Annotated in this window: 16 protein-coding genes and 1 pseudogene; 10 read left to right on the top strand and 7 right to left on the bottom strand. The window is 62.8% G+C overall.

Annotated features, from left to right (window positions below; genetic code table 11):
- Window positions 1–124 precede the first annotated feature (124 nt).
- From H6B51_RS11725 to H6B51_RS11690, 9 genes and pseudogenes are all read left to right on the top strand, one after another.
- Complete coding sequence (locus H6B51_RS11725; protein ID WP_243421275.1) at window positions 125–523, top strand: hypothetical protein; 399 nt, start codon at window positions 125–127, stop codon at window positions 521–523.
- Window positions 466–1,065 (top strand): annotated as a pseudogene (locus tag H6B51_RS18470) (CAP domain-containing protein); the annotation flags it as partial. The gene H6B51_RS11725 and the pseudogene H6B51_RS18470, both read left to right, overlap by 58 nt.
- Window positions 1,066–1,422: 357 nt before the next feature.
- Window positions 1,423–2,283 (top strand): S-layer homology domain-containing protein, encoded by an 861-nt coding sequence (locus tag H6B51_RS17810; protein ID WP_243421274.1) that lies wholly within the window; start codon window positions 1,423–1,425, stop codon window positions 2,281–2,283.
- 195 nt (window positions 2,284–2,478) lie between these two features.
- Entirely contained in the window at window positions 2,479–3,960 is a 1,482-nt protein-coding gene (xylB, locus tag H6B51_RS11715) for a xylulokinase (protein WP_204883866.1), read from the top strand.
- Between the two features lie 16 nt (window positions 3,961–3,976).
- Window positions 3,977–5,467, top strand: a complete 1,491-nt coding sequence (locus tag H6B51_RS11710) for an L-fucose/L-arabinose isomerase family protein (protein WP_204883865.1) — start codon at window positions 3,977–3,979, stop codon at window positions 5,465–5,467.
- Window positions 5,468–5,717: 250 nt separating this feature from the next.
- On the top strand, window positions 5,718–6,572 hold the full coding sequence (locus tag H6B51_RS11705; RefSeq protein ID WP_204883864.1) for a GNAT family N-acetyltransferase: 855 nt from the start codon (window positions 5,718–5,720) through the stop codon (window positions 6,570–6,572).
- Window positions 6,569–9,058: a hypothetical protein gene (locus tag H6B51_RS11700; RefSeq protein WP_204883863.1), complete on the top strand. Its 2,490-nt coding sequence runs from the start codon at window positions 6,569–6,571 to the stop codon at window positions 9,056–9,058. The genes H6B51_RS11705 and H6B51_RS11700 overlap by 4 nt, the downstream gene beginning before the upstream one ends.
- Window positions 9,059–9,198: 140 nt before the next feature.
- Window positions 9,199–9,759, top strand: coding sequence for an RNA polymerase sigma factor (locus tag H6B51_RS11695; protein WP_204883862.1), 561 nt, complete (start codon window positions 9,199–9,201; stop codon window positions 9,757–9,759).
- Window positions 9,756–11,252, top strand: a complete 1,497-nt coding sequence (locus H6B51_RS11690) for a serpin family protein (protein WP_204883861.1) — start codon at window positions 9,756–9,758, stop codon at window positions 11,250–11,252. The genes H6B51_RS11695 and H6B51_RS11690 overlap by 4 nt, the downstream gene beginning before the upstream one ends.
- 327 nt (window positions 11,253–11,579) lie before the next feature.
- Here the strand turns inward: H6B51_RS11690 and H6B51_RS11685 are convergent, their stop codons facing one another.
- The 7 genes from H6B51_RS11685 to H6B51_RS11655 form a co-directional block, all read right to left on the bottom strand.
- On the bottom strand, window positions 11,580–12,689 hold the full coding sequence (locus H6B51_RS11685; RefSeq protein ID WP_204883860.1) for a phosphotransferase enzyme family protein: 1,110 nt from the start codon (window positions 12,687–12,689) through the stop codon (window positions 11,580–11,582).
- The gene (locus H6B51_RS11680; protein WP_204883859.1) at window positions 12,676–13,620 is read right to left on the bottom strand and encodes a nucleotidyltransferase family protein; all 945 of its coding nucleotides are present in this window, start codon (window positions 13,618–13,620) and stop codon (window positions 12,676–12,678) included. The genes H6B51_RS11685 and H6B51_RS11680 overlap by 14 nt, the downstream gene beginning before the upstream one ends.
- Before the next feature lie 32 nt (window positions 13,621–13,652).
- Complete coding sequence (gene galE, locus H6B51_RS11675) at window positions 13,653–14,672, bottom strand: UDP-glucose 4-epimerase GalE (protein ID WP_204883858.1); 1,020 nt, start codon at window positions 14,670–14,672, stop codon at window positions 13,653–13,655.
- A 207-nt stretch (window positions 14,673–14,879) separates the two neighbouring features.
- Entirely contained in the window at window positions 14,880–16,664 is a 1,785-nt protein-coding gene (locus H6B51_RS11670) for an NADH-dependent [FeFe] hydrogenase, group A6 (RefSeq protein ID WP_204883857.1), read from the bottom strand.
- A gap of 5 nt (window positions 16,665–16,669) precedes the next feature.
- Window positions 16,670–19,762, bottom strand: a complete 3,093-nt coding sequence (gene nuoF, locus H6B51_RS11665) for an NADH-quinone oxidoreductase subunit NuoF (protein ID WP_204883856.1) — start codon at window positions 19,760–19,762, stop codon at window positions 16,670–16,672.
- Complete coding sequence (nuoE, locus tag H6B51_RS11660) at window positions 19,759–20,298, bottom strand: NADH-quinone oxidoreductase subunit NuoE (protein WP_243421273.1); 540 nt, start codon at window positions 20,296–20,298, stop codon at window positions 19,759–19,761. The genes nuoF and nuoE overlap by 4 nt, the downstream gene beginning before the upstream one ends.
- 167 nt (window positions 20,299–20,465) lie before the next feature.
- Window positions 20,466–21,395 (bottom strand): LysR family transcriptional regulator, encoded by a 930-nt coding sequence (locus H6B51_RS11655; RefSeq protein ID WP_204883855.1) that lies wholly within the window; start codon window positions 21,393–21,395, stop codon window positions 20,466–20,468.
- A 260-nt stretch (window positions 21,396–21,655) separates the two neighbouring features.
- Between H6B51_RS11655 and H6B51_RS11650 the strand changes: the two genes are divergently transcribed.
- Window positions 21,656–21,766, top strand: a 111-nt coding sequence (locus tag H6B51_RS11650) for an AbrB/MazE/SpoVT family DNA-binding domain-containing protein (RefSeq protein ID WP_143382754.1), incomplete at its 3' end; no start/stop codon positions are given.

The raw sequence follows: 21,766 nt of genomic DNA, 5'->3' as shown, positions 1-21,766 counted from the left end.
TTGAACTTGAAACGGATGATATGGGCCATGAAATGACGCCAGTGGGCGTCTTTTTTCTTGTCAATTTTCCAATACAGATTTTTAAAGAGTACTTTGTCAACAGCTCCATGACTATGCAGAGGAAGTGACTGCCCCCACCTGCACGGAGATGGGCTACACCACCTACACCTGTATCCGCTGCGGCGACACCTACAAGGGCGACTACACCGACGCTGCCGGACACCAGCCCGGCGACTGGATCATCGACAAGGAGCCTACCACCGACAGCGAGGGCAGCAAGCATAAAGAGTGCGAGGTCTGCGGCGAAACGCTGGAAACCGAAGAAATCGAGAAAATCTATAATCAGGCTACCACGGACAGCAAGGGCGAGGCCGTTGTGGGCGGCTATCTGGTAATCGTCACGGATACCGACACCAAGGACCCCGTTGCCAATGCTATACTACTTTGGCTGAGAACCACGGAGATATGTCCGGTATTACTGAGCTTGGAACCGAATCTGCCGCATTTTCCTATGTCCTGCTGATTACCGAGGAATCGGGGACAAACTATATCAGATATGTCAATTCCTCTACTTCGTCAGGGGCAAGCCTCCTGGACTACATCGACGCATGTATAAACGCTTCTGTCACCCCGCCGGTTGAGGAGTCTTCCGCCCCAACAGTTGAGGTAATAGTGTCTGGAAATCGGCGGTATGATTGCGCGCGGGAGGTTGTCGATCTTGTGAACCAGGAGCGCAGTATCCGCGGCCTTTCTCCGCTGACAATGGGGCATGGAATGACAGAAGTGGCCATGCAGCGTGCAGCTGAGCTGGCCGTGCACATTGCCCATGAACGTCCTGACGGCAAGAGCTTTGCCACAGCTGTGAGCACCAATTTTAATGAAAATATCGTTGTATACGCAGTCTCGAATGATATGAGTCTTGCGGCCGGTGAAAATTTGAGTGTTGGACTTGAATCTCCCGCTGACGTTATGGATGCTTGGATGAACTCCGAGACACACCGCGCCAATATCCTGACCCCATCCTATCAGCAGATTGGCGTTGGGTGTTTTGAAAATAATGGGATCCTTTATTGGATCCAATGGTTCAGTCCACATACCACCTCTCAGGTTTCAACTCAGACCGGGAGCATACCAACCGATGTAGGCGTAAAAACCCTGATGGACCATTTGGACCTGATGGTTGATTCTGATACCATAGAGCTGGATGTTGATGCGCTCGTTGTCACCGCACCCTTGTACAACAGAAGGTATTTGGCAACCCTCCGTCCAATCCTTCCAGAAATCAAGGATGCACACGGAAATGTAATCGCAACCGTTTCCTATGGAGACCCAGGCAGCGGAACGATAAGACTACGGGGCGTCTCAGCTGGCACAGCAACCGTCCGGCTGGCGGCCTATGAGGGCCAGCGTGATGGGCCAACCATGCAGGTAACGGTCAATGCCTCCAATGTGAACCGTTCGGTGGATGTGATCCCCACCAGTCACGGCAGTCTCAGCGTCAGCTGCGCCAGCGCCAGCGCCGGCACAAAGGTAACTATTACCGTCAGTCCGGATGACGGCTATGAAGTGGATGGTGTTATCGTGACCAGCGCCGGAGGAGCTCCCGTAGACGCCGAAAAGATCAGTGAACACCGCTATATCTTCGAGATGCCCCCCGAGCCGGTGACCGTGGATGCTTCCTTTCTAAAGTCGGTTGACCCGGAGCCGGAACCTGCCCTGTCCTTTGCCGATGTGCCTGCCAGTGCCTGGTATTACGACGCTGTGGCCTTCGTTTGTGAGAATGGCATTATGGAAGGTACCGGGGACACTCAATTTCAGCCTGACATGACTACCACTCGGTCTATGATCGTCACCATGCTGCACCGACTGGAGGGAGAACCGTTTGGAGGTACCAGCTCCTTCCATGATGTTGTCTATGGAAGCTGGTACGCTGATGCAGTCGCCTGGGTCTCCTCCCCTTTGATCAATATCGTGGAGGGATATGACAACGGAGGATTTGGCCCTAACGACGCCATTACCCGGGAACAGCTGGCAACCTTCCTGTACCGGTATGCCCAGCACAAGGGCTATGATACGGCCAGCACCGGGAGCCTGAGCGGCTATTCCGATGCCGGGCGGGTCAGTTCCTGGGCACGGACGGCTATCTCCTGGGCCAATACGAAGGGCCTGATTACCGGCAACACCGCCACCACCCTCAACCCACTGGGCTACGCCAGTCGGGCTGAGGTAGCCACTGTTCTCATGCGTTTTGTGGAAAACGTGGCCGAATCATCTTCCCGTTAAAAGTGAAACTCCGCCTCCGTTTTAGGTAATAGATCGCAAAACGCGCACATGTTGACGGACTGTATCACTGGATATGTTCCGCATGTTTTAGGCGGCTTGAGATCAAGCCTTAGCTCCTGGCCCCGTTGACAGGCCGGAAAAAATTGAATAAAATCAAGGTATCCAAATTATGTTGAACAGGTGGGATAGAACGCCATGCTGTACATTGGAATCGACCTGGGCACCTCGGCGGTGAAACTGCTGCTGATGGACGAAAAGGGACAGATCCTGCGGGAGCTGTCCCGGGAATATCCTCTGGAATTTCCCCGCCCCGGCTGGAGCCAGCAGAACCCGGAGGATTGGAAAGCCGCCGTGTGGGAGGGTATCCCCGCCCTGCTGGAGGGCTTTGACAGCTCTCAGGTGGCGGGCATCGGAGCCGGCGGCCAGATGCACGGACTGGTGGTGCTGGACGATCAGGATCAGGTCATCCGGCCGGCCATTTTGTGGAACGACGGCCGCACCGCCAAAGAGGTGGACTATCTGAACGAGACCGTGGGTCGGGACAAGCTGTCCGCCCGCACCGCCAACATCGCCTTTGCCGGCTTTACCGCCCCCAAGCTGCTGTGGATGCGCGAAAACGAACCGGAGCTCTTTGCCCGCATCCGCAAAATCATGCTGCCCAAGGATTACATCAACTATGTCCTCACCGGGATCCACTGCACCGACTACTCCGACGCCAGCGGCATGCTGCTGCTGGACGTGGAGCACAAGCGGTGGAGCGCCGAAATGCTGGCCCTGTGCCACATCGCCGAGGACCAGCTGCCCAGGCTCTACGAGAGCTATGAACCGGTGGGCACCCTGCTGCCGGAGGCGGCAAGCCAGCTGGGCCTGCCGGAATCGGTGGTGGTGTGCGCCGGGGCGGGGGACAACGCCGCCGCCGCCGTGGGCACCGGCACTGTGGGGGACGGAGCCTGCAACATCTCTCTGGGCACCTCGGGCACCCTGTTCATCTCCAGCGGGACCTTCGGAGTGGATCCTCACAACGCCCTCCACGCCTTTGCCCACGCCGACGGCCACTATCACCTGATGGGCTGTATGCTGTCCGCCGCCAGCTGCAACAAATGGTGGATGGACGGTATCCTGGGCACCGGGGACTACGCCGGGGAGCAAAAGGCCATCACCGACGACAGGCTGGGGAACAACCACGTGTTTTTCCTGCCCTATCTCATGGGGGAGCGGTCCCCCATCAACGACACCAACGCCCGGGGTGCCCTGGTGGGCATGACCATGGACACCAGCCGGGCCGACCTGACCCAGGCGGTGCTGGAGGGGGTGGCCTTCGCCATCCGGGACAGCTTTGAGGTGGCCAAGTCCCTGGGCATCCCCATTACCCGCAGCATGATCTGCGGCGGCGGGGCCAAGAGTCCTCTATGGAAAAAAATCATGGCTAACGTTCTCAACATCCCCCTGGATACCCCCGTATCCGAGCAGGGACCGGGCATGGGGGGCGCCATGCTGGCCATGGTGGCCTGCGGGGCCTACCCCTCGGTGGAGGACGTATGCAAAAAGCTGGTGCGGGTGGCATCCACCACACAGCCCGACCCGGAGATCGCCGCCCGGTACGAGGCCAGATACCGGCGGTTCCAGGCCGTCTATCCGGCGCTGAAACCTATATTTCCCAAATTGAATTTATCATAAAGGAAGGTCGATCGGTATGCTTACCAACATTCCTCAGGTCAAACTGGGCATCATTGCCGTATCCCGGGACTGCTTTATTATCTCCCTGTCGGAGCGCCGCCGTGGGGCCATCGTGGCCGCCTGTCAGGAACAGGGCCTGGAGCTTTACGAGTGCAAGACCACCGTGGAGAACGAGCTGGATATGCTCAAGGCGGTGGAGGACGTGAAGGCCGTCGGCTGCAACGCCCTGGTGGTGTTTTTGGGCAACTTTGGCCCCGAGACCCCCGAGACCCTCATCGCCAAGCATTTTGACGGCCCGGTCATGTACGCCGCCGCCGCCGAGGAGACCGGCGACGACCTGATCGACGGCCGGGGCGATGCCTACTGTGGCATGCTCAACTGCTCCTACAACCTGGGCATGCGCCACCTGAAGGCTTACATCCCCCAGTACCCCGTGGGCACCGCCCAGGACATCGCCCGGATGATCGCCGACTTCCAGCCCATCGCCCGGGCCCTCATCGGCCTGTCCAACCTGAAGATCATCACCTTTGGCCCCCGGCCCCAGGACTTCTTCGCCTGCAACGCCCCCATCAAAGGGCTGTACGAGATCGGAGTGGAGATCGAGGAGAACTCGGAGCTGGATCTGCTGGTGGCCTACAAGGCCCATGAGAACGACCCCCGCATCCCCGATGTGTGCGCCGACATGGCCAAGGAGATGGGAGAGGGCTGCTACTACCCCGATATGAGCGCCCGGATGGCCCAGCTGGAGCTCACCCTGCTGGACTGGGCGGAGCAGCACAAGGGCTCCCGGAAGTACGTGGCCTTTGCCGACAAGTGCTGGCCCGCCTTCCCCGAGGCCTTTGGCTTTGAGCCCTGCTATGTCAACTCCCGGCTGGTGAGCCGGGGCATCCCCGTGTCCTGCGAGGTGGACATCTACGGCGCTTTGAGCGAGTACATCGGCATGTGCGTGTCCGGCGACACCGTCACCCTGCTGGACATCAACAACTCGGTGCCCGCCGACCTGTATGCCCAGGATATTCAGGGCAAGTTCCCTTACCAGCTCACCGACACCTTCATGGGCTTCCACTGCGGCAACACCCCCAGCTGCAAGCTGTGCGCCGACCGGGCGGTGAAGTATCAGCTCATCCAGCACCGGCTGCTGGAGCCCAAGGGCTCCGAGCCCGACTTCACCCGGGGCACCCTGGAGGGAGATATCGCCGCCAGCCCCATCACCTTCTACCGCCTCCAGTGCGACAGCGAGGGAGTGCTCCGCTCCTACATCGCTCAGGGCGAGGTGCTTCCCGTCAGGACCCGCTCCTTCGGCGGCATCGGGATTTTCGCCATCCCGGAGATGGGCCGGTTCTACCGCCACGTACTGGTGCAAAAGCGGTACCCCCACCACGGCGCGGTGGCCTTTGGCCACTACGGCAAGGCCCTGTTTGAGGTCATGAAGTTCCTGGGCGTGGAGGACGTGGCCTACAACCAGCCCAAGAGCCTGCCCTACCCCACCGAGAATCCCTTTAACTAAGCCCTGATGGGAAAAGTGAACAGGTCCAGTAAAAACGGACAGTGACAAAAGGCCCCCTGATGTAGAAAAAAGACTACACCAGGGGGTACTGCTATTGTTATAGAGAGGCACGGCCCAAGCGGCTCCTATCCCGGCTTTAACAAATCTTTAGGAAAATTTTAGGCTCCCAACCGTCTCATCTGCTATAATGGTGAAAGCAGCTAAGATCTCACCGCCCTTTCCGGGGCGCTTTTGAAAGGAGACATGTCTCATGCATGTAGGCTGGATTGATCAAAGTAATCTGCCTCTCTTCCGCACCTTTCTGCTGCCTGATTCCGAAGCGGCCCTGGAGCGAGGAGAACCGTTGACTGCCCTGGGCTTGATGAAGGGAGAGGTGGCCTGCGGAGCCGCGACAGCCTGGCTGGACGGCCAGGACACCCTGTCCATCCGCTCCCTCTACGTCGCCCCGGACTACCGCCGCCAGGGCGGCGGCCGGCTGCTGGTGAACACTCTGGCCGCCCTGGGTACCGGTCTGTGCGGCTCCATCCAATGCGGATATACCCAGACCCTGCCGGAGCACGAAGCTCTGGCTCCTTTCTTTACCGCTCTGGGCTTTCAGCCTGAAGAAGAGGAGAGCGGAATCTACTTGACCACCCTGAAAGAGCTGGCGGACTCTCCCCTGTTCCAAAACCGGACAGAGCCCCCAAAGGGACCGATACCTTTTGTACAGGTATCCACCTCTGCCCTGGTAGCCGTCTACAAAAAGGCTGCCGCCGCCGGGGAAAACTATCTGGAGGTCCCCCTCACCGATCCCTCAGTGGATCAGCAGGCCAGCGTGGCTATCCTGGAGCAGGGCATGCCCCGTTCCTTCGCCGTGCTGACCCGACAGGCTCCCGACCAGGTGACTCTGGCCTGGGTAAAGAGCGCCCAGCCCAATGACCTGCCTCTGATGCTCCAGTCCGCCTTCGCGCGGCTGCGGGAGATCTCCGCCCCCGAGACCCGGGTAGCCGTACAGACGGTGGACGACCAGACCGCCCAGCTGATGGCCGCCATTCTCCCCGGCGTCTCTCCCATATCCCGGAGCTTTATACGGCCGGTGGAATACAAGGAAGGAGGATCTCTATGAGCCAGGCCTACCAGCAGGAGCAAAAGCAGGAACAGATCCAGACCCAGCAGCAGGAGGTTCAACAGGAGCAGGTTGTGCGCCAGACCGCTCCGGAGCAAGAGGAAGTCCGTCAGCAGGCCGCCCAGGACCAGGCCCTCAATGCCCAGCTCACCACCGTCGTCCACCAGCAGCTCCCTCCCGCGCAGGCCGTCCAGGCCGCCCATGGGGCCCCTGTCCAGGAGGAACTCCCCTCTCCCACCGGCTACAAGGCCCGCAGACGGGAGAAAAAGCACGCCAAGATTGCCCGGAAAGCCTGCCCGGTTGGCACTGCCATCACCTACGACCTGGTGGAAGGGGCCAGGTTGTCCAAGGAACGGAAAGCCCTGTCCGCCCGGGAGTGTCCCCAGATGCAGACCTGTTCCTCCTATGACCGGCGGGTGCTGATGTCCTTCTGCAAAGGCTATCAGAAGGGCAAGCTGGGCGGGATGTCCGCCCAGGATAAGGCCAACAAAGCCGCAGACCACCAGCTCTTCACCGACTATCTCACCGGGAATCTGGAGCGCCGCAGGCCCCACCTGGACAACATGGTCAAGGAACTGCTTGCCATCCGTTTTACCCCCGACATGCTGACCGTGCGCAACGTCCGACGGAATATGGCCCGCTATAGGGACATTGTGGATAAATTCTACGCCATGAACGACATCATGAAGGACCCGGTGAACGTCCCTTATTTCAACGCCATGGACCCCATGACCCGCCAGGCTCTGGAGGCCGCCTTCCCCCTGTCTCTGGCCTTTTCCGCCGCCCTGTTCACCCTATCCAACAAGTATGGCTGTGACCTGGACAAAGGCGAATACATAAGCCACGTCCAGGAGCAGAACATCCATCAGGCCAACGCCACCCTCCCGGAATTTCTGACCGACTACCGGCAAGCTCAGGCCGGCCACCAGCAGGAGGAGGAACGTCAGATACGCCAGAGCGGAGGGGACTACGCCGCTCGGGTAAAGCAGAACGAAGACTTGCTGCGCCAGGCCCTGGCCGACTCCGGCGTGACCCTGGCACTGGCAGAGCGCCGGGCCCCCTGGATGGTCAAAGGGGCCGCCCTGCTCCAGGTGGGGGAAGAACACCGGGAGGAAAACGCCGCCGTGGTGAAGATGCTGGTCCAGTTCCACCAAGCCCCCGGCGGCGTACCCCCCAAGGATGTGTACTACCAGGTAAAAGACCGGCTGACTCCCCGGGTCCAGCGGATCCTGGACTGCGACGTCAACGCCCTGGCCGCCCTGCCGGACAGCGCGCTCATCCTCCACGCCGCCGAGCTCAACCAGATGCTGCTGGACGTGGAAATGCTGGCTGAGCTAATGGGGACCAGACACCACACCGCCACTCCCGCTCAGACCGCCTACCTCACCCTGGGGGACGACCTGATCCGGTACAAGGGCCCGGAGTACGCCTATCAGGCATCCATGATCCAGGCCCTGGCCCAGCGGGCCCGGGCCCTGGCCGTGGGCTACATGACAAAGCACGGCGGAGCGGACGCCGCCTGCTTCATCCAGGAGGAGCAACCCCTGGCCGGCGGCATCCCCGCCTGGACGGAGCGGCAGCTGGCCGCCTCCAGCCAGCAGATGGAGGAGAGCCGGACCCGGCTGCAAAACAGCGCCATCGTGGGCCATCCGGAGTACGAGGAGCGGTTGGCCCAGGGCGTCAAAATCGGCAAAAATATGGCCAACCTGATGGACGATCCCCTGACCCGGGTGACCTGGGAATACGAGCGCAGTCAGGCGCCGGAAGCCCAGGCGGTGCGCCAGCGTCTCCAGGACGAGAATTACTACTCCCTGAACTACACCCCCCAGGAGCTGGAGGCCAGGGGCCTGCCGGCGAACCTGTCCGAATCCCTGTTCCGCCGGTTTGGGGCCTTCCTCCAGTCCCGGGCCGCCCAGGCCCTGCTCACCCCCGAAACCCTGCGGGAGATGCTGGAAAACCTGGCAGCGGGGGCGGGGCTCCACCGCACGGCTCCCATGGGGCAGGACCCCAACGAGGACGCCCTGAAGGAGGCCTCCCAACGAAATGCCGCCGGTATGGCCCAGCTCAGGCAGGTGCTCAGCGCCCACTTCCGCTACCTGGAGCGGAAGTATGGCGACCAGCTGATGTTCCTCACCCCGGAGGAGCTGGCGGAGCATCAGGCGGATCTGGACGCAGACTTCGCCTTCTCCCAGGTTGCCTTGAAGCTCATGGACAATTACCCCGACTTTTTCGCCCAGGAAATTCAGGATCTGGATGAACTCCACTTCAGAAACCGGCTGCAATACTATGCCTCGGTGGGCAAGAGCGTCAAGGACATGTATACCATCCTGCGCACTGCTCAGAACAGGGAGGAAGCCCTGACTCGTATGAAGGAGTACTGGCAGATCGCAGAATCGACCCCCGACTATGCGCAGGCGTATCAAGCCATACGTGCCCGTCACCCAGGCTTTGCCCACCCCGTCCGGTGGAATCAGGGCGTGCAATAACCGTCCTAAACGGGCCTGTTGCGGCAACAGGCCCGTTTTGTTATCTAAAAGCACAACCTGTTTCCCGCTGTAACCTTTTCCCTTGTCATATCGCTATAGAGGGTGAAAGGCCTTTCAGGAGAGGGAGAGGAGGGAGGACCGTGGAAGATACCTGTATTGTGGACCTGTTTCTGGCCCGGGACGAGGGGGGCATCCGGGAGGCGGCGGACAAGTACGGAAACCGACTGAGGCAGCTGGGCTTTCATCTGCTGCCCGACCGGCTGACGGTGGAGGAGTGCGAGAACGACGCCTATCTGGCGGCCTGGGACTCCATCCCGCCCCACCAGCCCCGGGACTACCTCTTCCCCTTCCTGGCCCGGCTCATGCGCCACAAGGTGCTGGACCAGTGCCGGGCCCGCCGCCGCCGGAACGAGATCGCCCGGCTCACCGCCCTGACCCGGGAGCTGGAGGAGTGCATCCCCGGCCCCGACCCCACCCAGGAGCTGGTGGACGGCATGGCCCTGGGGGCGGCCCTCAACTCCTTCCTCAGGGCCCTGCCGGAGGAGCCCCGGAACATCTTCCTCCGGCGGTACTGGTTCTTCGACCCCGTCGGGGACATCGCCCGGCGGTACGGACTCACCCAGAGCAAGGTCAAAACCACCCTGTTCCGCACCCGACAGGGGCTGCGGGACCACCTGACCAAGGAGGGATTTACGGTATGAAAGCGGACGACTTGCTGGACAGCCTGGAGCACGTGGACCCGGCCCTGGTGGACCGGGCCGCCAAACCCCCCAAGAAATCACCCCGCCGCCCCCTGTGGGTGGGGCTCACCGCCGTGGCGGCGGCCGCCGCCATCCTCATCGGCATTTCCCTGCAGCCCGGTAGGAGCTCTCTGACAGGCCAGCCTTCCCCGGTGCCCAATAACAGCCCCATAATCGCCCACGCCTCTGCTCTCGCGGTGGCGGCATACCCGGAGATGGCCCCCTACCCCAGTGAGGCCGACTATCTGAAGGCCAACGGCGATATCGATATGGACGCCTGGAGGGCGTGCTACGACGCCTGGTGGGCCGACCGGAAGGCCCAGCTGGACCAGCCGGAGGGCTACGACAGTGGCCTGGAGGGGTATTACGCCGCCTCCCTGGTCCAGTTCCTGGGGGGCGGGGGCACGGAAAACAGGGTGTACTCCCCCCTGAACCTCTACTTTGCCCTGGGGATGCTGGCCGAGCTCACCGACGGCGACAGCCGCCAGCAGATCCTGGACCTGCTGGGCCAGGACAGCATTGAGACCCTGCGCACCCAGGCCAGGGCCCTGTGGAACGCCAACTACTGCGACGACGGGGCGGTGACCAGCGTCCTGGCCTCCTCCCTGTGGCTCAGCCAGGACGTGCCCTTCGTCCAGTCCACCCTGGACACCCTGGCCGACACCTACTACGCCTCCTCCTACCAGGGGGAGATGGGCTCGGCGGAGTTCAACCAGGCCCTCCAGGCCTGGCTCAACGACCAGACCGGCGGCCTGCTGAAGGAGGCGGCGGACCAGATCAAGCTGGACCCGGAGACCGTGCTGGCCCTGGCCACCACCGTGTACTACCGGGGCCGGTGGGCCCAGGAGTTCAACCCGGACAAAACCGCCCCCGACCAGTTCCACACCCCGGAGGGGGACGTGACCTGCGACTTCATGCGCCAGTCCTCCGACAGCGCCTACTACTGGGGGGAGAACTTCTCCGCCGTGGGGAAGACGGTGAAGGACAGCGGCGCCCTGTGGCTGATCCTCCCCGACCAGGGGGTGAGCGTGGACCAGCTGCTGGCCGACCCGGAGGCCCAGGACTTCCTGCTCTCCAACGGGGACTGGGACAACCAGAAGCACCTGACGGTGAACCTGTCCATGCCCAAGTTTGACGTGTCCGGCCAGATCGACCTGAAGGACGGGTTGGAGGCCATGGGGATCACCGACGTGTTTGACCCGGCGGTCTCCGATTTCACCCCCATGACCACCGAGGTGGATGAGATCTACGTCTCCCAGGCCACCCACGCCGCCCGGGTGACGGTGGACGAGGAGGGGCTCACCGCCGCCGCCTTCACGGTACTGGCCGCAAACGGCGGGGCCATGCCTCCGGAGGACGAGGTGGACTTCACCCTGGACCGCCCCTTCCTCTTTGTCCTCACCGGCGCCGCCGGCCAGCCCCTCTTCGCCGGGGTGGTGAACCAGCCCGGGTAACCAGTAACGGCGGGCGATTGATAATCGCCCCTACAGGCAAATTGTCACACCTCCGTAGGGGCTGCCAGTGGCCGCCCGCCATTCCGTCCCCCACCAACGTCACTAAAATGCCTGACCTTCCCCCCTTAGGGGGGAAGGTGGCACGGCGTAAGCCGTGACGGATGAGGGGGCGGGCGGGGACAGAGCCCCGCCTCTACAGATCCAGCACAACCCTTCCGTTTCGTTTCCCGCCCCGTTCCGCCGGGCCGGCCAGTGGCCGCCCGCCGTTCCGTTCCCGCCAAAACCGCAAAAGGGCCTGCCGCGCGATCGCGCGGCAGGCCCAATTTGTTATCGGTATTTGTCCACCACGGCCCGCATCTCGTCCCAGCTGGCCTCCATGTCGGCCACCAGCTTGAACTGGGTGCGGCACCGGTCCAGGTTCTGGCCGGGGCGGTGGATGCGGAAGTACTTGTCCCCCTCCAGGTAATCGGTGAGGAAGCGCATCCCGCACTCCAGAGTGATGAGCCGGGCCCCCCAGGGCAGATACTCCAGCTCCCCCTCGGTGAGGGCCCCGCCGGCCCCCTCCAGGAAGCCCCGGGTATAGGCGTCGAAGAGATCCAGGTCAAAATTCACCCTGGACAGGTCGGTCTCGTCCTCGGCGCAGTGGTTGGCCCCGAACCGGATAGAGTCTCCAAAATCGTTCACCGACAGGCCGGGCATGACGGTGTCCAGGTCGATGACGCACAGGGCCTCTCCCGTCTCCCGGTCCAGCAGCACGTTGTTCAGCTTGGTATCGTTGTGGGTCACCCGCAGGGGGAGCTCCCCCTCCCGCAGGGCCCGGCACACCACCGAGCAATCCCTCTCCCGGGCGGCCACAAAGTCCAGCTCAGCCTTCACGTCCTTTACCCGGCCCAGAGGGTCGGCGGCCACAGCGGCCTTCAGCTTGGCCAGCCGGTCCTCGGTATCGTGGAAGTGGGGGATGGTCTCATACAGGGTGTCCGCAGGGTAATCCTTCAGCATCCGCTGGAACTTGCCAAATGCCCTGGCGGAGGTGGCGAACCGCTGGGGGGTGTCGGCGCACTGGAGGCACATGGTACCCTCTACAAAGGGGTACACCCGCCAGGCGCTCCCCTCAGGATCCATGTGAAAATAGGAGCCGTCCCGGGCGGCGCATAGGGAGAGGGTCTCCCGCTCCGGGTCTCCTCCGGCTGCGGCGATCTCCTTTTTCAGGTAGGAGGTGACCCCCACGATGTTGGCCATCACCTGCTCCGGGTGGTGGAAGGCGTTGGCGGAGATCCGCTGGAGGATAAAGCGTCGGCAGGGGTCCTCCCCTGGCTGGGTGTGGACACAGAAGGTGTCGTTGATGTGGCCGGAGCCGAAGCGCACCGCCCCCACCACCTGGCCGCCAAAGTCAAATGCGTCCAGGGCGGCCTGTAGATACTGCTCAGCAGGCGCCATGGTCACACGCTCCCCACAGATCGTCGGGATACAGTCCCGCCTGGGTCATGGCCTGGACGGCAGCCACCACCACCGGCTTGTCCTCCCGGTAGGTGACTCCGTACCACTTGTCGGCGCTGCGCAGCACCTTCACCCGGGCCTTGCCCTCCTCCAGCAGCTGGGTCACCACGCTGGGGAGATAGAACTCCCCTTTCTCCGGGTTTTCCGCCAGGGCTTTGTCCAGGAAGGCGGGCAGCCGGGCCTCCGCCTCGGTGAGGAAGCTGTGGGAGAAGCCCCACAGGTTCATGGACACGATGGTGTCCCCGGACAGGGCGGTCCAGGTCTGGCCGCCGTCCTCGGTGAACCGGGCGTTCTCCCCGTCCTTCTCGATGTGGGTGCGCTCCACCACCGCTTTCAGGTAGTGGTTTTCATCCTCGGCGCACACCCCCCGGGCCACATGGCCGTGCTCGGTGACAGTGTTGCCCAGGCGGTAGCCCACCATGGCGTACTCGTAGCAACCGGCCTGGTCGGGATGACTCTCCAGATACTGGTAGATCTCCCGGAACGCCTGGGGGCCGTAGTAATCGTCGGAGTTGATGACGGCAAAGGGGCCCTCCACCACCTTGCGGGCGGCCAGCACCGCGTGGCAGGTGCCCCAGGGCTTGACCCGGCCGGCGGGCACGGCATAGCCCTCCGGCAGGTCGTCCAGCTCCTGGTAGGCATACTTTACGTCGATGACCTTACTCAGCCGCTCCCCGATGGCGGCCTTGAAGGTGTCCTCGATCTGGTGCTTGATGACGAACACCACCGTCTCAAAGCCGGCCCGGCGGGCGTCATAAATGGAATAGTCAATGATCATCTGGCCATGGCTCCCTACGGGGTCGATCTGCTTCAGGCCGCCGTAGCGGCTGCCCATGCCAGCCGCCATGACCACAAGTACGGGCTTCTTCATACTTCTCTGTTTCCTTCCTTACCTTGAGCCGCTCAGACGCGATATCCGTTGGGGTTGGTGGACTGCCACTTCCAGGAGGAGGCGCACATCTCCTCGATGCCGTACTTGGCCTCCCAGCCCAGCTCCTCCCGGGCCTTGGTGGGATCGGCGTAGCACTCGGCAATGTCGCCGGGCCGCCGGGGATCCATCACGTAGGGCAGGGTCTTGCCGCAGGCCTTCTCATAGGCGTGGAGGATATCCAGCACAGAGTAGCCCTTGCCGGTGCCCAGGTTGCATACGAACAGGCCGCAGTCCTGCTCCAGCTTCTTCAGGGCGGCCACATGGCCCAGGGCCAGGTCCACCACGTGGATGTAGTCCCGCACGCCGGTGCCGTCGGGGGTGGGATAGTCGCCGCCGTAGACGTGGAGCTTTTCCAGCTTACCCACCGCCACCTGGGCGATATAGGGCACCAGGTTGTTGGGGATGCCGTTGGGGTCCTCGCCGATGAGGCCGGACGCGTGGGCTCCAATGGGGTTGAAATAGCGCAGCAGGGCCACGTTCAGGGTGGGGTCGGCGGCGCAATAGTCGGTGAGGATACGCTCAATGAACAGCTTGGTGGTGCCGTAGGGGTTGGTGGTGCCGCCGGTGGGGAAGTCCTCCCGGATGGGCACCGAGGCGGGATCGCCGTATACGGTGGCGGAGGAGGAGAACACGAAGTTCTTCACCCCATGCTTACGCATGGCGTTGAGAAGGACCATGGTGTTCACCAGGTTGTTGGTATAGTACTCCAAGGGCTTGGCCACGCTCTCCCCCACTGCCTTCAGGCCGGCGAAGTGGATGACCGAGTCGATCTCCGGGTACTTGACAAAAAGCTCCTCCACCTGGGCGGGGTCGCACAGCTCCGCCTTCACGAAGGGGACGCTCTTGCCCACGATCTGCTCCACCCGGTGGACGGCCTCCTCGCAGGAGTTGACCAGATTGTCCGCCACCACGATATCGTACCCCGCCTGGATCAGTTCCACGCAGGTATGGCTGCCGATATAGCCGGCGCCGCCGCTGACCAGAATAGACATAAACGCACTCCTTTTCCACATTCTGTCGGCCCTGTGGGCCTGGCATCTCTCATGACCGCATGGGAAATTGTTTTGCAGCCCTCATTATAATATGGTCGGGAGCGGAGTGCAACCGCTCTAAGGTTTTTTATCTGTTTTTTCCAAAGAAAAGCCCAAAAAAGCGGGGCGCGCCGACAGATTCGGTGCGCCCCGCAATAGAGGGTGAGATTATTTGTCCAGCAGCTCGTTATACAGGCCCCGGGCGGTGTAGGTGGTATGGAGCAGCTCATGGGACTTGTGTCCACAGGGCTCGCCCAGGTAGTTCTTGTACAGATCCAGCAGATCGGGGTTCTCGTGGCTCTTGCGGAGGGTCTTGGCCTCGTCCTCGTTGTACAGGGCCTGCATCCGCTTCTCACGATAGCCCTCCTCCCGGTTCCGGGGCTGGCCGCCGCCGTTGATACAGCCGCCGGGGCAGCCCATGACCTCGATAAAGTGATAGGGAGAGGTGCCGGCCGCCACATCCCGCATGAGGATGTCGGCGCCCTTCAGGCTGGAGGTAACGGCCACCCGGGCGGTCACTCCCTCCAGGAAGGAGTACTCCGGCAGTACGTTCTCGAAGGTGATGGCGGCCTCCTTCACCAGCTCCAGACCCACGATGGGGGTGACGTGCAGGCCCTCGAAGGGCAGCTCCCGGCCGGTAGTCAGCTCATAGACAGTACGCAGGGCGGCCTCCATCACGCCGCCGGTAACGCCGAAAATATCGGCGGCGCCGGAGCACAGGCCCAGAGGATCGTCAAACTTCTCGTCGGGCAGGTTGGCAAAATCGATGCCGGCGGCCTTGATCATGCGGGCCAGCTCCCGGGTGGTGAGGACGGCGTCCACATCCCGGCGGCCGTGGACCTCCATCTCGGGCCGCTGGACCTCGTACTTCTTGGCGGTACAGGGCATGACGGAGATCATGTACATCTTGGCAGGATCGATGCCTTCCTTCTCAGCGTAGAAGGACTTCACCAGGGCGCCCATCATGGTATGGGGAGCCTTGCAAGTGGACAGGTGGTCCAGCTCGGTGGGGAATGCGTGCTCGATGTGCTTGATCCAGCCGGGGGAGCAGGAGGTGAGCATGGGCAGCACGGCCTGGCCGCCGGTAAGGGCCGCCTTCAGGCGGTGGAGCAGCTCGGTGCCTTCCTCCAGGATGGTAAGGTCAGCGGCAAAGTCGGTGTCAAACACATGGTCGAAGCCCAGGGCATGAAGAGCGGCGGCGATCTTGCCGGTACAGCGGGTGCCGGTGGGCATCCCAAATTCCTCGCCCAAAGCGGCCCGGACAGCGGGGGCCACCTGAATGACGGTGACCTTGTTTTCGTCCTCCAGGGCCTTCCACACCGGCTTGATGGCGTCGGTCTCGGTGAGGGCGCCGGTGGGGCAGACAGACACGCACTGGCCGCACATGGCGCAGGCGGTGGAGTTCAGGGGCAGGCCCATGGCGGGGGAGATGACGGTGTCAAAGCCCCGGTGCTGGGCGTTGATGGCTCCCACCTCCTGGATCTGGTTACACACGGTGACGCAGCGGCGGCAGAGGATACACTTGGAGGTGTCCCGGGTGATGGAGGGGGACACGTCCACATGGGCGGGGCCCATTTCGCCGGAGATGCGGGCCTCGGTGACTCCCAGCTCCTCGCCCAGAGCCTGGAGCTCGCAGCTCTGGTTGCGGGCACAGGACAGGCAGTCCTTGGGATGGTTGGAGATGAGCAGCTCGTAGAGCACCTTCCGCTTTGCCCGCACCTTGGGGCTGTTGGTGTGGATCACCATGCCCTCCTTGGCCTTCACCATGCAGGAGGCCTGGAGATTGCGCATGCCCTCCACCTCCACCACGCAGATGCGGCAGGTGCCGTACTGGTGGACATCCTTCAGGTAGCACAGGGAGGGGATGTGGATGCCGTTCTGCCGGGCGGCCTCCAGGATGGTGGAGCCCTCCTGAGCCTGGCAGGGTTTTCCGTTGATGGTCAGATTCAGCATCTTCCTTACCTCCTATCGCAGTGCAGGCAGCGCAGGCACTCGGCCATGGCGTCCAGGTTGTGGTAGCCCTGGGCCACCTCGTTGAAGTTGTCCACCCGGTCTTCCACACCCAGGCAGCGGGTGGGGAAGCGGTCGTGCTCTTCCACGTCGCCCACGGGGATGACAGGGATCTCGATCTCCTCGCCCTTGTTGAGGATACCGGCGCCGCCCAGATAGCGGTCAATACCCGCGGCGGCCTTCTTGCCGTCGGCGATGGCGTTGATGACCACACGGCTGCCGTGGGCGGCGGCGTCGCCGCCGGCGAACATGCCGGGCCGGTTGGTCTCACCGGTGAAGCGGTTGGTGGCGAAATTCTTGCCGCCCTCGTCGGTGGGCAGGGTATTGGCATCCAGGCCCTGGTTGACGGCGGCCACCACCCCATCGCAGGGAATCTCGAACTCGGAGCCGGGGATGGTGCGGCTGCGCATACGGCCGTCCTTTCCGAAATCGGCCAGCTCCCGGCGGATCAGGCGGATGCCGGTGACCTTGCCCTTCTCTCCCAGGATCTCCACGGGAGAGGCCAGCTCCACCAGGTTGATGCCCTCCTCACGGGCCTCGGCCACTTCCTCGGCGCCGGCAGGCATCTCGTCCACGGTGCGGCGGTAGGCCACGGTGATCTCCTCCGCCCCCAGGCGGCGGGCGGTACGGGCGCAGTCCATAGCGGTGGAGCCGCCGCCGATGACCACCAGACGGCGGGGAACGGTACGGTCCACGTTGAGGCCCACCCGACGCAGGAAGGACAGGCCGCTCTCCACGCCCTCCAGGTCCTCGCCGGGCACGTCCATACGCATGGGCTTCTGGGTTCCGATGGCCATATATACCGCGTCGCTGCGCTTCATAAGCTCGTTGACCGTCATGATGCAACCGGCACGGGAACCGATGCGGGAATTGGTGTGGATGGTAACGCCGGCCTCCTCAATGGCGGCGATCTCCTTGGCCAGCACCTCGTTGGGCAGGCGGTACTCGGGGATACCCCAGTACAGCACGCCGCCGGCCACCGCGTCGGCCTCGTACACGTCCACCTTGTGGCCCAGCTTGGCCAGGTAATAGGCACAGGTGAGGCCGGACGGGCCGGCGCCCACCACCGAAACCTGCTTGCCGGTGGGCGGGTTGGGCTTGACGGGGGGCACTTCATACTCGCCGCTGAGCACGTGGTCGCCCACGAACCGCTTGATGGAGCAGATGGACAGGGGTTCATCCACCTGGCTGCGGCGGCAATGCCGCTCGCAAGGATGGGTACACACACGACCGCAGACGGCGGGGAAGGGATTGTCCTGACGGATGAGCCGGTAGGCGTCGCCCAGGCGGCCGGCAGCCACCAGGGACAGGTAGCCGGGCACATTGACCCCGGCGGGGCAGGCGTTGCGGCAGGGAGAGGTGTACAGCTCAGAGCACACCCCGGCGTCGCAGTGCTTGGCCTTGATGTGGGTCTCGTACTCGTCCCGGAAGTAGCGGATGGTGGACAGGACGGGGTTGGAGGCGGTCTGACCCAGGCCGCACATGGCGGTCTGCTGCAGGGTGGAGGCCAGCTCCTCCAGCATCTCGATGTCGCCTTCCTCGCCCTTGCCCTGAGTGATGCGCTCCAGGATCTCCAGCATCCGCTTGGTGCCCACACGGCAGGGCAGGCACTTGCCGCAGCTCTCGTCCCGGATGAAGTCCATAAAGTAGCGGGCGGTGTCCACCATACAGGTGTCCTCGTTCATGACGATGAGACCGCCGGAGCCCATGATAGCCCCCAGGGCGGACAGGGACTCGTAGTCCACCGTCACGTTCAGGTGCTCCTTGGTGAGGCAGCCGCCGGAGGGACCGCCGGACTGGATGGCCTTGAAGCCCTTGCCATCCACGATGCCGCCGCCGATCTTGTAGACGATGTCGCCCAGCACGGTACCCATGGGCACCTCGATGATGCCGGCGTTGACAATGGCGCCCGCCAGGGCAAAGACCTTTGTGCCCTTGCTCTTCTCGGTGCCGAAGCCAGCGTACCAGGAAGCACCGTTGAGGATGATGGGGGCCACATTGGCCAGGGTCTCCACGTTGTTGATGATGGTGGGCTTTTCAAACAGGCCGGACTCAAAGGGGAAGGGAGGCTTCTGCCGGGGCTCGCCTCTCATGCCCTCGATGGAGGCCAGCAGGGCGGTCTCCTCGCCGCAGACGAAGGCGCCGGCTCCGATGCGGATCTCCAGATCGAAGTTGACCCCGGAGCCCAGGATGTTCTCGCCCAGCAGACCGGCCTCCCGGGCCTGGTCGATGGCGGCGCCCAGCCGCTCTACCGCCAGGGGGTACTCGGCCCGGACGTAGACATAGCCCTTGTCGGCGCCGATGGCGTAGCCGCCCAGCAGCATGCCCTCGATGATGGAGTGGGGATCGCCCTCCAGCACGGAGCGGTCCATGAACGCGCCGGGGTCGCCCTCGTCGGCGTTACACACGATGTACTTCTGACCCTTGGGGGCCTTCATACCGGCCTCCCACTTGACGCCGGTGGGGAAGCCGGCGCCGCCCCGGCCCCGCAGGCCGGAGGCCTTCATCTCCTCCACCACCTGCTCGGGGGTCATGGTCAACAGGGCCTTGGCCGCCGCGCCGTAGCCGTCCCGGGCGATATAGGCGTCCAGGGAGGAATATTCCATGCGGCCGCAGTTGCGCAGGGCGATGCGGACCTGCTCCTTGAAAAAGCTGATGTCGTCCAGCTTGGGAACCCGCTTCTTTTGGAAGCTGTCCCAGAAGGTGTACTCCTCCACCACCTGGCCGGACACCAGGTGGCGCTCCACCACCTCGCGGACCTTCTCGGGGTCCATAGAGGTGTAGAAGATGCCGTCAGGCTCCACCAGCATGACAGGGCCGGCGGCACAGGTGCCCATACAGCCGGTGACCAGCACGCTGACGGAATCGGTAAGGCCGTGGTCGGCCAGAGCCTGGTCCAGAGCCTCCCGGACCTCCTGGCAGTGGGAGGACACGCAGCCGGCGCCGCCGCACACCAGCACCTGCCAGGCGCACTTGCTCTGGCGGTCCAGATAGCTTTCCTTGATGCGGTTCAGATCCGCGACAGACTGTATGCGACTCACTGTTCATCCCCCCCATTCTCATCATACCGGGCCAGAATGCTCTCCAGCCGCTCGGGCTTGACCTGCTTATACACGGTGTCGTCGATGGACATGGCGGGGGCCAGTCCACAGGCGCCGATGCACCGGGCCACCTCCAGGGTAAACTTCCGGTCGGCGGTGGTGTCCCCTACCTTCACATTCAGCAGTTCCTGGAGCTTCTCCACGATCTTCTTGCCGCCCCGGACATAGCAGGCGGTGCCCAGGCACACCCGGATGGTGTGCTTGCCCCTGGGCTGAGTGGAGAAAAAGGAGTAAAAGGTCACTACCCCCGACACCTCGGACAGGGGGATCTGCAGCTCATCGGCCACGATCTTCTGTACCTCGATGGGGAGGTATCCATAAATGGTCTGGGCCATATGCAGGACCTGGATCAAGGACCCCTCCTTGCCCCGGTACTCCCGGGCCAGAGAGCGGATGCGCTTCTGCAGGGTCTCCTCGCTCTCCGTGCCGCAGCCGCAGCAGCAGGCGCACTGGCTTTCCATCGCCTTCTGAGACATACCTCAACACCTCGTTTTCCTTATGATTTTGGATTCCTCTAATTCATTTAGAAGAGCTTAACTACACTTTACCACACGCAGGTCAAAAAGTAAAATGCACATTTTAAACTCGTTATTCCAAAAATAAATAAACCGCCTGGGATAGTTGCCAGACGGTTGGTATAGTATCATTCCAGCGTAGTCTCCTGGGCGGCCAGACGCTCCTGCTTGCACATGGACCGGCACAGCCGAAGGAAGAGGCGCACGGCGTCGTTGGGGCTGTCCGCCCGGGCCAGGGCAGTCATATGGAACAGGCCGGTGGTGCCCGCCACCTGGGGAGCCCGCAGGCCGGGCAGCGGGGTATCGGGGTAGTAGCATTGGGGAATGAGGGCTACCACATCCTCCAGCTGGACCTGGAGCAAGGCCTCCTCCTGCTGCTCCCCGGAGTAACAGATCACCGGGCTCAGGCCGCAGGAGCGGAACAAGGCTGTCATCAGGGCGGGATAACCCAGCCCGCCCCTGGTCTGAGGCACCAGCAGCCGCTCTCTGGCCAGCTCCGCCGGGGTGACCACCGCCCGGCTGGCCAGGGGGTGGTTTTCCCGCATGGCGGCCACCAGGGGCACCTGCCGCAGGTTGACCCCCTGGAATTCCGAAGGGATGGCATCGTCGGTGCGCAGAGTGATGGCGGCGTCCAGCACCCCGTCCCTCACCCCGTCCTGAAGGGCCTCCACATGCTGGTAGGAGATGAGCCGCACCGAGATCAGGGGGTATTGCTCCCGGAACCGGTAGAGAACCTGAGGCCATAGCCCTCCGTTATAGATCCACCGGCAGCCCAGGGTGAGGCTGCCCGCCATGCCGTCCCGATACTCCTGGAGCCGCCGCCGGGCGGCGTCGTACCGGGCCATGACCCCGGTGGCCTCGGGAAGAAACATGGCCCCCGCCTCAGTGAGGGACACCGACTGCCGGTCCCGCCGGAACAACTGAATACCCAGCTCCTCCTCCAGCTGCACGATATGCCGGCTGAGGGTGGGCTGGGTCAGGTTGAGCTCCTGGGCGGTTTTACTATAGTTCAGGTAGCGAGCCAGCAGGACAAACTCCGCCAGCAGGTTCAATTCCACATCGGTCGCCCCCACATCAAAATACTATATAGTTTAGTTTCTTCAGTTCAATAATTTATATCACATCTTTCCACCTTTTGCAAGTGCCAGACCTTGCTTTTCCTGTCCGCCCACAGATTTCTCCCCTTTCCGCATAACGGCCGCCCAAATGCGGATACTAACGGGGCAGGCATGGGCCGTGTCCAACGGGACCAACCCAGGCGGGTGGGCGTCCATGCGGGAGAAACAGAATCAAATCGAGAGTTGGAGTGAATGCAGCCATGAAAGCAACGGGAATTGTTCGCCGCATCGACGACCTGGGGCGCATCGTGATCCCCAAGGAGATCCGCAGAACCATGCGCATCCGGGAGGGCGACCCCCTTGAGATCTAC

The sequence above is a fragment of the Pseudoflavonifractor phocaeensis genome, from assembly GCF_016901955.1.
Lineage (GTDB): Bacteria > Bacillota > Clostridia > Oscillospirales > Oscillospiraceae > Flavonifractor > Flavonifractor phocaeensis_A.
Note: the sequence above shows the minus strand (reverse complement) of the source record. Positions and strands in the feature narration are given on the sequence as shown.